This is a genomic window from Streptomyces sp. NL15-2K, from assembly GCF_030551255.1.
Taxonomy (GTDB): Bacteria; Actinomycetota; Actinomycetes; order Streptomycetales; family Streptomycetaceae; genus Streptomyces.
Window position 1 is genome coordinate 8,821,560 of the sequence record NZ_CP130630.1, and the last position, 13,718, is coordinate 8,835,277.

The following is a 13,718-nucleotide window of genomic DNA, read 5'->3' on the forward strand; positions in this document are numbered from 1 at the left end:
CGGCTCTGCGGAGGGAGGACCGGCCATGCCCGCATTCTCGCTCGATCCGGCACCGCCTGGTGTGCCGAGTTGCGCACCCAGGCCGCCCAGCGGCCCCGCCCCCTCGCCGACAAGGGCGAACCGGGCCGCGTCAACCGTCCGCTCGTCGCGGAACTCGGTCAACTCGGCCTGCTGGCCCGCCTGTTCACCTCCGGAGCCGTCGACCTGTGTCTGATGCGCGAGTCCCTCGCGTACTGCTGCACCGAGGCTGAGACCGCCCTCGCCCTCCAGGGTCTGGGTGCCCATCCGGTGCACGCCCACGGCACCCCCGCCCAACGGGACCGCCGGCTGCCCCGCGCGGCCGACGGCACGGCGGTGGCCGCCTTCGCCCTGAGCGAGCCGGGCGCCGGCTCGGACGCGGCGGCACTGACACTGCCGGCGGATCCGGAGGCCTCCCGGCCGGGGGACTCACCGGGGCCAGTCATTCAACGGACGTACCCGTTCCGCCGCTGATAGAGGCCATGCAGCATGTGTTCATGGCACTGCCACTGCCACTGCCACTGCGTCGTGCGTCGCTCGGCCAACCACTCATATGGGGACGGTAACAATGCCGATCTTGACCGCAAGTGACGGTGTTGAGCTGCATTACCGGGAGAAGGGGCGCGGGAGACCGATCGTCTTCATCCCGGGTTTCACATGTACGACCCGCTTCTTCGACCGTCAGTTGGACGCGCTGTCCGATCGGTTTCGGGTGATCGTCTACGACCCGCGCGGGCAGGGCGAGTCCGAGAAGACCCGACGGGGACAGCGCGTGGGACGGCTCGCGCACGACGCGCACGACATTCTCACAGCTCTTGGCCTGTACGACGTCGTGCCCGTGGGATGGTCGCTCGGCGCCACGACGCTGCTCAGTTACCTGGACCTCTTCGGGTCCGACCGGATTCGCAAAATTTGCCTTATCGGCAGCAGCCCATCGCCCGTCAACCGCGCTGGCTGGACGAACGGTATCGGTGACGTCGCAGCCGGTGATGCCTTGCGGACCGCCTTGGAGCAGGACTTCGCCACCGTGGCGCCGGCGGCCATGCGGCAGTGGTTTCACCGGCTTCCTCCCGAGGGCGAGTTCCACATGCTCGCCAAGGAAACACTCAAGACCGCACCTGCCGAGGGAGCCGCGGCGGCGCTCTGGGATGGTCTGAACCAGAACATGTTTGACCTGCTCCCGCACATCGCCTTGCCCACACTGATCATCCACGGCGAGCACGACGCGCTCGTTCCCGTCGTCAACGCTGACGTGTTCAGGGAGAAGGTTCCCGACGTTCGCGTTGAGATCTTCGCCGATAGCGGGCATGCGCCCTTCATCGAGGAACCAGGCCGCTTCAATGAGTTGCTGAATGATTTCGCTGGGTAGTCGAAACTGTCAGTCCAACTGCATCGCTCGCGACGTCAACCCCATCTTGTGACCGACGAGCCGCGCACCTGCCGCGACCCCCTTGGCCGCCCACACCTGCTGGATGGCGTAGGCGTCCGAGATTTCCATGTCCGGGTGGTACGGCTGGGCTGCTGGATGGGCGATGTGGTCGCCCGTGGCAGCCACATGCCGAAGTCGCGCCCGGCGCTCATCACTTGATCGGCGGTCGTGGAAGCTCAGCGACCCCGCGCGCTCCACGCGGAGAGTTTGACGTGCTCCCTGGACTTTAGGCCAGGGAGCACGTCAACTGACGATCGTTGACGGCGAAGCCGCGTGTCCGGGCGTCAGCGAGAATCCGGCGCAGTTCGACGGGAGAGGCGACCGTCAGCGGCGTGAAGGATCTCATAGGTGGCCAGCACCTTCTCCTGAACCTTCTGTGGAGCGAAGGCGGGCGGCACTCGCCCACACCTGTGGGGTGCAGTGAGAACCGGCCGCCGACGCGGTGCAGGACCGGTGCGGCGCAAGCGGGTCATGACTCGTCGGTGAAGGAGTGCGCCAGCACCCATGACGGGAAGCTGGTGATCTTGGCGTCGATGACGAGCGGGGAGGTCCGTGGCCCGGAGAGCCAGTCCCGTACCTGGTCGAGGTCGTCGACGGTGCGTACGGTGACGCTGGTGCAGCCGAAGCCGCGGGCGATCGCGGCGAGGTCGGTGTCGGGGAAGACGACGGTGTCCGAGGGGTAGTCGGGGAAGTGGTGAACCTCGGCGCCGTAGGCCGCGTCGTCGTAGACGACGACCACGAGCGGGAGCGCGAGGCGCACGGCGGTGTCGAGTTCGGTCAGGCACATCATGAACCCGCCGTCGCCGATGCCGGCGACGGTGAGCCGGTCGGGTGTGGCGATCGCCGTGCCGATGGCTGCCGCGAGTGCCATGCCGATGGATTGGAAGGCCAGTGGCAGGCAGTAGCCGCGGTTGTCGGGGACCTCGAAGAACATGGCGGGGTAGCAGTTGAAATTGCCGCCGTCGGGGACGATGACGCGCTCGCGGGGGAGCAGCCGGTCCAGGGCGATGGTGAGGGTGCGGGGGTCGATGCGCTCGTCGGCGGGCGCGTCGGTTGAGGTGTCGTCGTAGGGCTCGTCCTGCCAGCGCCGCCCGGTCTTGATCCGGTCGGCCACGGCCGGGGAGCGATACCGCGGCCTCGTGGCGCCGCGGTCGGCCAGCTCCTTCGTGACCGCCAGTGCCGTCGAGGCGCAGTCGCCCTGAATACCGAGGTCGACGCGGCGGTGTCGGCCGATGGCGTCGAGGTCGAGGTCGACCTGCGCCACGGTGGTGGTGTTGCCGACGAGCTCACCGGCGCGGGTGGTCCACTGGTTGAGGCCGGCACCGAAGGACACGAGGAGGTCGGCGTCGGAGATCAGGTCCGAGGCGGTGGGGGTGGCGAAGCCGCCCATCACGTCGAGGTACCAGGTGTTGCCGGCGAACAGGCCCCGCGCGACGGCCGAGGTGGTGAGCAGGGCCCCGGCGGCCTCGGCGAGCTCCTCGAGCTCGGTCCGGGCGTCGAGCGCGCCGCGGCCGGCGACCAGCACCGGCCGCTCGGCCTGGGCCAGCAGGTCGGCCAGGCGCCGCACCCCACCGGGTGAGGCGGTGGGCAGTTCCCGTTCGGGGACCGGGGGGACGACATCGGGAGACCAGTCGAGTTCCTGCTTCTGCACGTCGAGCGCGAGGTGCAGGACCACGGTGCGCCGCTCCAGCAGGGCTCGGGAGTAGGCCCGTGCGGCGTCGGCCACCGCGGTCTGTGCGCTGTGGACGCGTTCGGAGGTGGCGCCGACGCCCCGGACCAGGAGCTCCTGTTCGATCCAGAAGTTCGAGTTGGACTGCGTGGGAGATGTGTCTCCGGTGACGACCAGGAGGGGTGTGCGGCTCTTGGCTGCTTCGGTGATGCCGGTCAGGGCGTTGGTGAGCCCGCAGCCCTGGTGGAAGCTGGCCACGCTGACCTCTCCCGTGGCCCGTGAGTAGGCGTCGGCCATCACCGCCGCGCCGTGTTCGTGGCGGGTCGCTACGAACCGGGCCCCCGTTGCGATCAGGGCGTTGGTGACGTGGAAGTTCCCGCTGCCCACCACTCCGAACACCTGACGCACGCCCAGGTGTCCCAGCGTCCGCCCGACTGCCTCCGCGACCTTCATCACGCCTTGCTCCTCTGTGTCGTCCGATGGTGCTGGTTCACGACCGCGACTTGGCCTTCACGGGCATGCGCCGGCGTTTGTGGTGTATGGAGTCGGGGACCGTGCCGGAGAGTCCTATCGCAAGCGGCCATCCGCCCTGACCGCGGTGGTGCACGGGGTTACCCCGGCGCACCATGTCCGCGAGCCGCGGCGCCCTTCTCGCCCGTCGCCGCTGCGAGGAGGAAGCGCGCCGATCGTTCGAGGAGCCCCTGCAACGCCGCGTCGTCGAGTTCGGGGAAGATATGGGTCGCGCCGGGGACCTCCTCGACTACGGCGTGGCCTCCCACAGCTCGCAGCGCCTCGGCCAGCCGGTGGCTCTGCCGGAGCGGAACGGCCGTGTCCTTGTCGCCGTGCAGGAGCAGGAAGGGCGGAGCGCCCGGCCGTACGGCGTGGACGGGGCTGGCGGCGCGAGCCGTTTCCGGCCGCTCGTCCGCGGTCGCGCCCAGCAGCCGGGCCTCCCGGGACTCCCGGCTCCGGTCGGCCTGTCCGCCGGCATCGTCGATGTCCGCCAGTAGGGCGACCAGGTCGGTCACCGGGTACCAGCAGACGGCCGCGGACACCGGCAGCGAGGTGGTCAGCGCGTGCAGCGCCGCCAGGTGCCCTCCCGCGGAGCCTCCCCAGCACACCCGGGCGTCGGTCGAGATCCCGAAGTCGCCTCGGTGCTCAGCGAGGTAGTGGGCCGCGCTTTCCACGTCCTCCAGTTGTGCCGGGAAGCGGGCTTCCCCGCTCAGCCGGTACTCCACGCTCGCCACGGCCAGGCCCAGTTGCGCGATCCGCTCGAAGAAGGACGGCTGCTGCCAGGGCGACCTGGGGACGTTCGGGCCGACTTCGAGGCCGTCGGCGCGGCTGCCGATGCGCCAGCCACCGCCATGCAGGTAGAGGCACAGGGCGACCGGCTCGGCTGGGACGTAAAGGTCCAGGGCGAGGGGACGGAACCCGAGTGGCTGCGCGTACACGACCTCCCGGAAGATGGTCACCATGTGATCACCTCCGCGGCGGCGAGCTCCTTGTCGACCTCACCGAGCCCTCTGGTGAAGACGTTCCCCATCATGTCGTCCTCCTCGATGAGTCCACGCTCGGAGCGCGGCGCACTAGGTAGCTTTCACTGGTCACGTAATAGTTGTCACGAATCAGGGTGCGGAGTTCAGGCCGGACACCTCCGGCGTCGCCGCATCGCCGGTCGTGGGAACTGTCCTCCTGGCTCGGGTGAGTCCCAGCTCGCCCGTGGGAACCCGGTGGTTCTCCGGCCCAGTCAGTACGGCCACACCGGCAGCGAGGATGATTGCCACGAACAGCCAGGCGACCGGCGGCCAGTTGTTGGGGTCGTTCTGGACGAACGACTGGGCGATGGCCGGGAGGAAACCGGTGCCGACAACGCCCAGCATGAAGCTGACCGCCATGCCGGTGAACCGGATGTGCGTCGGGAACATCTCCAGGAAGGTGGCGAGGACGACGCCGCTCTGCATGGCGAAGAAGACACCCATGATGGCGAAGCCGGCCAGGTAGATCAGCGTCCAGTTGCCCGTATGGACGGCATGGAGCCATACCGGGGTCAGCGCCGCGCAGCCTACGGCGCCGGTCACGAACACGGGTTTGCGGCCCATGCGGTCGGACAGCATCGCGAACAGTGGTTGGGTGGCGATCAAGGTGAGACTGGCGCCCGCGATCAAGCCCAGCATCGGCGACCGGCTGAGCCCGATCCCGGTGGTGGCATAGCTCAGGCCGAAGACGTACACCAGGGGGGTGGGCGCGAGGCAGAGCCCGGCCACGGCGACCCGGAGCACGGCGCGCCAGTGGCCGCGGAGCACCTCGACGAGCGGGACCTTGGTGACCGGCCCTTCTTGCTTCAGCTCCTGGTAGGTCTCGGGTTCGGCCAGCCGACGACGAAGCACGAACGTGAACGCGATGACCAGGGCGCTCAGCCAGAACGGGATCCGCCATCCCCAAGCGAGCATGGCATCGTCCGGCAGGAACGCGGTCAGCGGCAGGAACACCACGCTCGCGAGGAAGTTCCCGAACTGCGTCCCGCTGTGCGTCCAACTGGTGTAGAAAGCACGCTTGCCCTCGGGCGCGTGTTCGAAGGCCAGCAGGGCGGACCCTGCCTGCTCGCCACCCGCGGACAACCCCTGGAGCACGCGAAGCAGGACGAGGATGACCGGAGCTGCCGGGCCGATCGTCGCATAGCTCGGAATACATCCCACCAGAAAGGTGGCGATCCCCATCGTGAGCAGGATCGCGATCATGATCTTCTTGCGGCCGAACCGGTCCCCGAGGTGCCCCCACAGCACCGCACCGAACGGACGAGCGACGTAGGCGACACCGAGGCTGCTCAGCGCGAGCAGGGTGCCCTGCGCGGGGTGGGGGAAGAAAAGTCGGCCGAAAAACAGTGAGGCGGCGGTCGCGTAGAGGAAGAAGTCGTAGTACTCCAATGCGGTACCGAAGAATCCAGAGGTGGCCGCGGTACGTGCATTGCGTTTCTGAGCGACAGCCGCTGGCGCTGCAGAAGTGGACATGGCATGCTCCTGCGAGTTCAAGAAGGATCGGCGCCGTTCACTTCTTCCAAACGGTGGAGCGGCGGGCGGAAAGACGGTCAGCTGACGACGTTGCGGACGCCGGCGGGTTGTCCCAACAGGATCTGGCTGCCTGCAGGACCCGCCGACGTCCCGTCACTTCCGTGGCTAAGCATGAAAGCATTCCGGCTGATCGGGAAATGCTCTAGGTACGCAGCGCATCGAGCATCTGCAGCGCACGGTCCCAAGATTTTCTCGAAGCTTCCGCATGATAGTGATGCGGATTGAGGGGCATCGTGAAGGCGTGCCCTGCGCCCGGGTGGATCACGAATTCGCTGCCGGTGGCGTCTGCCGCTTTCTGTACCGTTTCGAGCTCCTCCGGCGGTGCAAAGTCATCCTTGTCGCCGTAATGGAACGATACTGGGCATTTCGGTTGGTCGCCGGGCCGCATGGCTTTCGACACGTAGGTGCCATGGAACGACACGGCGGCGTCGATGCCGAGCCCATCGCATGCTGCCCGCCATGCGAAGGGGCCGCCAAAGCAAAAGCCGAATACTGCGATCTTGCCGTTGCAGTTGGGATGGCTGCGAACCTCTGCGATGCCACGCCTGAGATCGCTCAGCGTCTTTGTGAAGTCGTTTCGCATGGCGCGGTCAATCGCGCGTTGCGTCTCCGGCAGGGCCAGCACGCCCGAATCCTGATCGCGCCAGAAGAAATTCGGCGCAAGCGCGACGCAGTCCCGGTTGGCGAGGTCGTCGAGCATGTTCGTCAAGTCCTGATCGATGCCGAAAATGGACGAGACCATGACCACACCTGGCCCCCTTCCTGTCTCGGTCGCGGCAAGATACGCCTCGAACTTCCCGTCCTCGGCCTCCACCTGTTTGCGAATCACGGTCATTTGTTCCCTCCCTGAATCGATCTGCAAGCGTTGCGTCCCGGTCGGCCGGTGAGCGCTGGTCCCATTTTCGGGGCCCCGGTCAGACGTAAACTTGCAGGATGTAGTCGTGGATGCCGTCGCAATCGATGAGGTCCACGCGTTGTAGGCGGATTTTGACACCCTCTGGAGTCCCCACGAGGTGGTGCGTATATGCGCCCGCGAACGACGTCACAACGTCGCGCCGGAACTGCGTCACCTGGAAACGCGAGTGAACGACGAGCTCTCCATCGCTTGTCGTGTCACCGATACGCACGTTGCCGACAATGTGACTGCTTCGCGTGATTGGCTGCTGCCCGGCGGTGCCGAAATCCATCAACCGTTCGCAACGCGCCACCATGAACGGCACGTCATCGTACATGTACGATAGTTGCGCTTTGGGGTCGGTATCGCCAGGCCGCGCCGGGATCCAATAGGCGCCATCGGGCAAGAACAAATCGATCCAAGGCGCGTAATCGCGGCTGTCGATGTATTCCGCCTGCTGGAAGAGGAAATCCTCGGCTTCGCTGCGACTGAGTCGGAGCGCCGACGTCTTTGTGGTGTTTAGCATGCTTCGATCCTCCCGATGTCGATGACGCTGCTCACTGCGCCGTCATGCACTCGCGCCAGGCCTGGTACATGTTGCGCATGCAGACTTCCGAGTTTCCAGTAAGCCCCTGCAGGCTTGTGCCGACCGGCACATCGCGATTCGCCTCTCGGCTCAAGAGCACCCATTCCGACTCGGGACCTACCAGCCCGGCATGACACCGGTAATAGGACTCGAAGTCGTCGGCCGCGACGATGTTCGACGGCGAGTTCGCGGTGTTGGCGGCTGTGATGGCCCGACTCGTGAAACTGTCCGGCGCCCCTTTGAGGCGGAAGATCCAGATCTCCAGCAACGTTTTGTCGACGCTGAGCGGACGAATAGCGCGGAGTTGCTGAAGCGACGACTGCAGGATGACAGTCGGGAAAATCAAGGCGTTATGGAAGTTTCGCTGAAGGATCGCCTCGGCGCCCTCCTTGCCGTGGCGCGCGATCAGCGACGCCTTGTATTTTTCTCCATCAGGGCCCGTCGGGTCAGGAGCGAAGGCCTTCATATCGAAGTGCCCATTCGGATGCGCCACCAGGTCAATCTTCGCCATCTGGTCGGGTTGACCGGCAAGCAACGCCGCCACTTCCAGGCCACCGGCGGAATTGACCTTGAACTTTTCAAGGCTCCGCTTCGCCGCCCGCGCCGACTGGTGATGCACGAAAGACGTGTGCATGCCGTCGCTCATATTATCGACAAAGATTTTCCAGTTGCTGTTCTGCACGGTTCGGTAGCAATCGCCGATGACCTCAACAGCACCATCCGGAGCACGGTCGACCATACTGTCGAAACTACGAAGTCCTTCGCCGGCCCAGGTCCTGAGATCGGGCCCATCCGCGACGAGCGAGGCGAACACGAATCCGCGATAGTTCTCGACGCGCGGCAGGCGCTTCATACCATTTGCGGGATTGTTCGGGTCGAAGGATGAGCCCTCATAACCGGAGCGCACAGGCACGGACCTGAGCGAGCCGTCGCCGCTGAACCGCCAGCCGTGATACATGCACATGAACCGATCCGCGTGGCCGGACCGTTCCGGACACACCAGCGCACCCTTGTGCGGGCAGCGATTCTCGAGCACATAGATTTGATCGTCGGTATGGCGCGTCATGACGACCGGCTGGCGCCCAACCTGCGTCGTGAAGTAGTCGCCCGGCTGCGGCACCTGGCTGTCGTGCCCCACATAGATCCAGGTCCGACCGAAGATACGATCCATTTCCAGTTCGAAGACATCGGGGTCTGCATACACCCGGCGGTGAACGCGTTCCGGCTCAACCAGGCTACCGAGATCGGAGTCGCTGAGTCCTGGTGAAGCGGGGCTGACAGTCATTGTTGCCTCCTCCTTGGCGATTTTATTCAAGCGCTCATTCGAACCTGTTCGGGCTCGCATTGCTCATGGAACTGAGTTGCGGCAACAACAGATGATTACGTCCGTGTTGCCATGGTGCAATGAACCTGTTCATTCAACGAACGGCGCCCGGGGCCCGGCCGGCCACCGCCTCGACCACCGCGCCGTCGATCACTGGGTCTCAGAAGACGACGGTCGTGTTGCCGTGGCGGGCCACGCGGTCCTGACACCCTTCGGTGCCGGCACCAGCCCGGCGCCCACCTCCTTCAGCTCCGGGGCCTGCTCATCGACGGCGCTCGGCAGGCCCACGCGGTGCAGCAAGGCGGCCGCGGCGAGGCCACCGATACCACCCCCGACGATGGCGACACGGAGAGTGCCAGCAGATGATGTGAGCATGGGGCGATCCTTCGCCGGCTCGGTCTACCAGGCAACCGCGGCTCTCGATGAATGAAACGAACCCTAGGCAGGTGTTCGTTCACCGGCTATAACCGTCCCGTGCCGACGACCAGCGAACCGGGGCGCAGTGTCAGCTCCCGGCTTCTGCAGGTTCTGTTCGCGTTCGGGCCGGGTCACACTCGGCTCACCTTCGCCGGGCTTGCCCGTAGGACGGGCCTGCCCGATGCCACGGTGCGCCGGTTGGCTATCGAGCTGATGGCCGCGGGCGCCCTCGATCGGGCAGTCGACGGTGTGCTCACCGTGGGGACACGGCTGTGGCAGTTGGGCACGCTGGCGCCGCTGACGGAGCCGTTGCGCACGGTGGCCATGCCGTCCATGGAGGACCTTTACATCGCCCTGCAGCAGCACGTGCAGCTCGCGGTTCTCGCGGGATCCGAGGCGGTGATCCTGGAGCGGCTGTCCAAGCCGGACGCGGTGGGCCTGGTGTCGCAGGTGGGCGGGGGGCTACCGCTTCATAGCTCGGCGGTGGGCAAGGTGCTGCTGGCCCACACCGACGGGACGCTGTTCGACGCCGTGGTGGAGCGCGGGCTCGACCCGTTCACTCCGCAGACGGTCACCGATCCTGCACAGCTCCGCCGTGAACTCGGCGAGTGCCGGCGAACGGGGACGGCGATCGTGCGTGAGGAGCTGACCGAGGGCGCGGACTCGGTTGCGACGCGGATCATGGACGCCGAGGGGCGGGTCGTCGCCGCGTTGTCGGTGGTGGTGCGTTCCGGGTCGGTGCCGCTGGCGGCGGTTGTCCCGTCAGTCGTCACCAGCGGCCCGGGGATCTCCCGCCGGTTGGGGTGGACCCCGGACGTGGGCGTCCGCGGCAAGCTCGGTGGTCGTTCATGCAGTGACGGCTATTGGGACTCCGTTAGGTTGCTCTGGCTCTTGGGGTTCTGCCTGGTGGTGGATGTTCTGGGCAGGGGGCGATGGCAGGTGGCGCAGGTGCCGGTCCAGCAGTTCAGCAGGTCCTGGATGGTGTCGAGGATCTGGTAGAGGGTGAGTGGTCCAGGCCGAGGCCGTGCTTGAGTTCCCGGTTCGTGCTCGATGCGCCAGCGGATCTTTGCCAGGCGGACCAGTTCAGTGCGTGCACGCTGGCAGTTGGCCTGCTTGCCCAGCGCTCCGCAGTACTGGTGCGCGACCGCCACCGACATCCGGCCGTCCTTGGGGAACGACACGTCATCGACCGCTCAGGCATCCGGGCCGATCTGCGGCACCATCCGCTCCGCGATCCGCCGCCGCACCGCTACCGGATCCCAGGTCGACTGGTTCACGAACTGCTGCAGGTTCTGCTCGTTGCCGTCCGGCAGCCGCTCCGCCATCGGCTGGATCGACTTACGTCGCCCGTCCGGTATCAGTCCCCGCAGACAGCAGTCACCTTCGCCCGCTGGTCCTGCGCGGCACCGACGCGAACACGTCGGCTACGAATAACGCCAGCTTCGCCCGAGCCAGGTTCACTTGATGTGCATCCACACCCTGCACACGCCCCCAAACAGGACCGCGATACAGACCTGACGGAGTCCTACTAGGCGGCAGCTACGCCCTCAGCCCTCGGAGGAGATCGTCCACCACCGATTCCTCCCAGTCCGGGCCCATCGGCCGGCCCGCGACGTGATCCGCGTACAGGGATCCGACCACGAGGCTCGTTGCCCGTTCGACATCGGTATCCGCTCGCAGCTCGCCCCGCTCGACACCGGCCCGGAGCACCTCGGCGAAATGAGAGCGGCGCGGCAGCAGCGTGCTCTCCCGGATTCGGGCGAGCAGCTCTCCCGAACTCGGCTCGTCAGCCAGGCAGTTGCCCAGGAGCGCCATACCACCGCTTTCGTAGTACTGCTGGCGCATGGCGCGCAAGTGCGCTACCAGGTCGTCCCGAACACACCCAGTGCCCTCCGGAACATGGCCGACTCGGAGGTACGCCAGCGCCGCGCCGATCATTGCGTCCTTGCTGGCCCAACGCGTGTAGACAGTGACCTTGGAGACACCTGAAACGGCGGCGACGCGATCCATCGACAGCCCGGCAAGACCCTCGGACGCCAGCACTTTGATCGTCGCCTCGAGGACAGCTTGATCCTTGGAGTGATCGCGCGCTCGACCTCGTCGCGCCCGCTGGCCTTCGCCTCTCACGGCACTCACCCTACGCGAGTTGCCGTCGCCCTCTCCACCGAGCACCACCGGCAACCCACCCCCAAGGCTTGACGTCCTCGCCGCGGGATATTTCATTTACTATACGGTTCAGTTTACGATTAGACCATGGGCTCCCCGGCTACGCCTCTGTGCGCGCACTCACCCTCGTAGGGAGTATTTGTGTCAGCCATCCGCCCCGCACCCGACGCACGACAGCCGCGAAACGGCACGCTCGCTGCCACCGCGAGCTCGGTCGCGACGGGCAGTCCCGCACGGCCTTCCACGGCTGTCGCGCCCTGTCTCACTCACCGCCGCATCCGTGAAGAAACGGCCGGCCAGCAGCCACGCGCCGGTGACCGGCGTTCCTTCATCCACCCCGCACCAGCCATCTGAGAGGAACCGCCATGACAGCGGCAACGGGAACCAGGGGAACCGCGGTGATCGCAGACCATTCCATCGAAATCACGGGCAAGGACGTGGCCGCCCTGGGAGAGGTCGCCGCACACTTCAACCCGGGAACAGCCGTCAACGTCACCTATCTCGGCAACGAGTCGCTCTCGGTCCGCATCGAGGCGTGCCGTGCGGCTCGGGGACACGGATTCCGTCCAGTTCCCCACCTCGCGGCTCGGCGCATCACCGGCGAGGCCGAGCTGCGCCAGTTCCTGAGCGCGCTGCGTGAGGTCGGAGCCAACGAGGAGGTGTTCGTGATCGGCGGCGATCCCGCGGAGCCACATGGCCCGTATGGCGACGCGCTCGCCCTGATCCGGACGGGCCTGTTGCAGGAGTACGGCGTCCGTCACGTCGGCATCACGGGTTACCCGGAGGGGCACCCTCACATCGACGACTCGGCCTTGTGGGATGCCTTGGAACACAAGATCGCGGCAGCGACCGAGCAGTCGATGCAGGTGTCGGTGACCACCCAGTTCGGCTTCAACTCCGAGACGGTGATCCAGTGGATCGAACTCGTCCGGGGGCGAGGCATCACCGTGCCGATCCGCGTCGGCGTGCCCGGCCCGGCAAGCATTCAGCGTCTGTTGGGCTACGCCCGCCGGTTCGGGGTGAAGTCGTCGGCGGGAATCGTCGGCAAGTACGGCATCTCGCTGACCCGTCTCGTCGGTTCGGCGGGCCCCGACCGATTCATCGACAGCCTCGCCGGACGGCTCACCCCCGACCACGGCCCGGTTCTCGTGCACTTCTACACCTTCGGCCACCCGGCCGCGACGGCTGCGTGGGTCTCGGCCAGGAAAGAGCGAATCCGATGATCCACACCAACGCTTCGGGCGCGGTGGAGTCACTCGGTCTGCTGCCCGACCATGCCTCGCTGATCGTGCACGGCCCCGACCGCCCCGGTATCGTGGCCGCCGTCGCCGATGTGCTCCGTGATCGCGGCGCCAACATCGTGACCCTCGGCCAGCACAGCGACAATCCCGCCGGCGGCGCGTTCTTCCAGCGCACCGTTTTCCACCTGCCCGGCTTGTCGGCGGCCTTGGCCGAGCTGGAAGCCGGGCTGGACCGCGTCGTACGCGACGGGCTGGGGCTCACCTGGCGGCTCCGCGATCTCTCGACGCCGCTGCGCGTGGGCATCCTGGCGTCGAAGTCCGACCACTGTCTGCTCGAACTGCTGTGGCGACAGCGTCGGGGCGAACTGCCGATCACGGTACCGGCGGTGATCTCCAACCACCCCGACGTGGCCGACCACGTCCGGTTCTTCGGCATCCCCTTCTTCCATGTTCCCAGCGCCGGAGCGGACCGAGAGGGCCCGGAAAAGGAGATGGCCGACCTGCTCGTCGGCAACGTCGATCTCGTCGTACTGGCCCGTTACATGCGTGTTCTGTCGGGGGACTTCCTGAACGACGTCGGCGTACCGGTGATCAACATTCACCATTCGTTCCTGCCCGCGTTCATCGGCGCCGGGCCCTACCGCAAGGCCAAGGAGCGTGGTGTGAAGCTGATCGGCGCCACCGCGCACTACGTCACCGAGGACCTCGACGAGGGCCCGATCATCGAACAGGACGTCGTCCGGGTCTCGCACGCGGAGAGCGTCGCCGAGCTGACCCGTCGCGGCGCCGATGTCGAACGCCAGGTCCTCGCACGAGCCGTGCTCTGGCACTGCCAGGACCGCGTCATCCGCCATCACAACCACACCGTCGTGCTCTGACAGCGGCATCCATATCGTCGACGTACGGAA

General features: G+C 66.6%; 13 protein-coding genes and 2 pseudogenes. 5 read left to right on the top strand and 10 right to left on the bottom strand.

The window, feature by feature from the left end:
• Positions 1–25 precede the first annotated feature (25 nt).
• Both Q4V64_RS39555 and Q4V64_RS39560 read left to right on the top strand, forming a co-directional pair.
• Positions 26–429, top strand: a pseudogene (locus Q4V64_RS39555) (acyl-CoA dehydrogenase family protein); the annotation flags it as partial.
• Between the two features lie 166 nt (positions 430–595).
• Positions 596–1,387 carry an alpha/beta hydrolase gene (locus Q4V64_RS39560; RefSeq protein WP_172629084.1) on the top strand — a complete coding sequence of 264 codons (792 nt, stop codon included), beginning with the start codon at positions 596–598 and terminating at the stop codon, positions 1,385–1,387.
• A gap of 9 nt (positions 1,388–1,396) precedes the next feature.
• Here the strand turns inward: Q4V64_RS39560 and Q4V64_RS39565 are convergent, their stop codons facing one another.
• The 8 genes from Q4V64_RS39565 to Q4V64_RS39600 form a co-directional block, all read right to left on the bottom strand.
• The gene (locus Q4V64_RS39565) at positions 1,397–1,645 is read right to left on the bottom strand and encodes a hypothetical protein (protein ID WP_216377572.1); all 249 of its coding nucleotides are present in this window, start codon (positions 1,643–1,645) and stop codon (positions 1,397–1,399) included.
• Between the two features lie 28 nt (positions 1,646–1,673).
• Positions 1,674–1,895, bottom strand: coding sequence for an IclR family transcriptional regulator C-terminal domain-containing protein (locus tag Q4V64_RS39570; protein WP_124438609.1), 222 nt, complete (start codon positions 1,893–1,895; stop codon positions 1,674–1,676).
• A gap of 21 nt (positions 1,896–1,916) precedes the next feature.
• Complete coding sequence (locus Q4V64_RS39575) at positions 1,917–3,569, bottom strand: thiamine pyrophosphate-binding protein (RefSeq protein ID WP_124438660.1); 1,653 nt, start codon at positions 3,567–3,569, stop codon at positions 1,917–1,919.
• A gap of 158 nt (positions 3,570–3,727) precedes the next feature.
• On the bottom strand, positions 3,728–4,588 hold the full coding sequence (locus Q4V64_RS39580; RefSeq protein WP_124438608.1) for an alpha/beta hydrolase: 861 nt from the start codon (positions 4,586–4,588) through the stop codon (positions 3,728–3,730).
• Between the two features lie 150 nt (positions 4,589–4,738).
• A complete protein-coding gene (locus Q4V64_RS39585; protein ID WP_124438607.1) occupies positions 4,739–6,121 on the bottom strand; it encodes an MFS transporter in 1,383 nt (460 codons plus the stop codon).
• Positions 6,122–6,323: 202 nt separating this feature from the next.
• On the bottom strand, positions 6,324–7,016 hold the full coding sequence (locus tag Q4V64_RS39590; RefSeq protein ID WP_124438606.1) for a dienelactone hydrolase family protein: 693 nt from the start codon (positions 7,014–7,016) through the stop codon (positions 6,324–6,326).
• Between the two features lie 79 nt (positions 7,017–7,095).
• Positions 7,096–7,602 carry an aromatic-ring-hydroxylating dioxygenase subunit beta gene (locus Q4V64_RS39595; RefSeq protein WP_124438605.1) on the bottom strand — a complete coding sequence of 169 codons (507 nt, stop codon included), beginning with the start codon at positions 7,600–7,602 and terminating at the stop codon, positions 7,096–7,098.
• Positions 7,603–7,633: 31 nt separating this feature from the next.
• Entirely contained in the window at positions 7,634–8,947 is a 1,314-nt protein-coding gene (locus Q4V64_RS39600; RefSeq protein WP_172629083.1) for a Rieske 2Fe-2S domain-containing protein, read from the bottom strand.
• Positions 8,948–9,412: 465 nt separating this feature from the next.
• Here Q4V64_RS39600 and Q4V64_RS39605 point away from each other — a divergent pair, with 465 nt between their 5' ends.
• Entirely contained in the window at positions 9,413–10,402 is a 990-nt protein-coding gene (locus Q4V64_RS39605) for an IclR family transcriptional regulator (RefSeq protein ID WP_124438603.1), read from the top strand.
• A 92-nt stretch (positions 10,403–10,494) separates the two neighbouring features.
• Here the strand turns inward: Q4V64_RS39605 and Q4V64_RS39610 are convergent.
• A pseudogene (locus Q4V64_RS39610) lies at positions 10,495–10,879 on the bottom strand (transposase); the annotation flags it as partial.
• Positions 10,880–10,942: 63 nt separating this feature from the next.
• Positions 10,943–11,530, bottom strand: a complete 588-nt coding sequence (locus Q4V64_RS39615) for a TetR/AcrR family transcriptional regulator (protein WP_216377570.1) — start codon at positions 11,528–11,530, stop codon at positions 10,943–10,945.
• 437 nt (positions 11,531–11,967) lie between these two features.
• On the opposite strand from Q4V64_RS39615, the gene Q4V64_RS39620 reads away from it, so the two are divergent.
• Both Q4V64_RS39620 and purU read left to right on the top strand, forming a co-directional pair.
• Positions 11,968–12,792, top strand: a complete 825-nt coding sequence (locus tag Q4V64_RS39620) for a methylenetetrahydrofolate reductase (protein ID WP_253266829.1) — start codon at positions 11,968–11,970, stop codon at positions 12,790–12,792.
• A complete protein-coding gene (purU, locus tag Q4V64_RS39625) occupies positions 12,789–13,688 on the top strand; it encodes a formyltetrahydrofolate deformylase (RefSeq protein WP_124438600.1) in 900 nt (299 codons plus the stop codon). Before Q4V64_RS39620 ends, purU begins: the two co-directional genes overlap by 4 nt.
• Positions 13,689–13,718 lie beyond the last annotated feature (30 nt).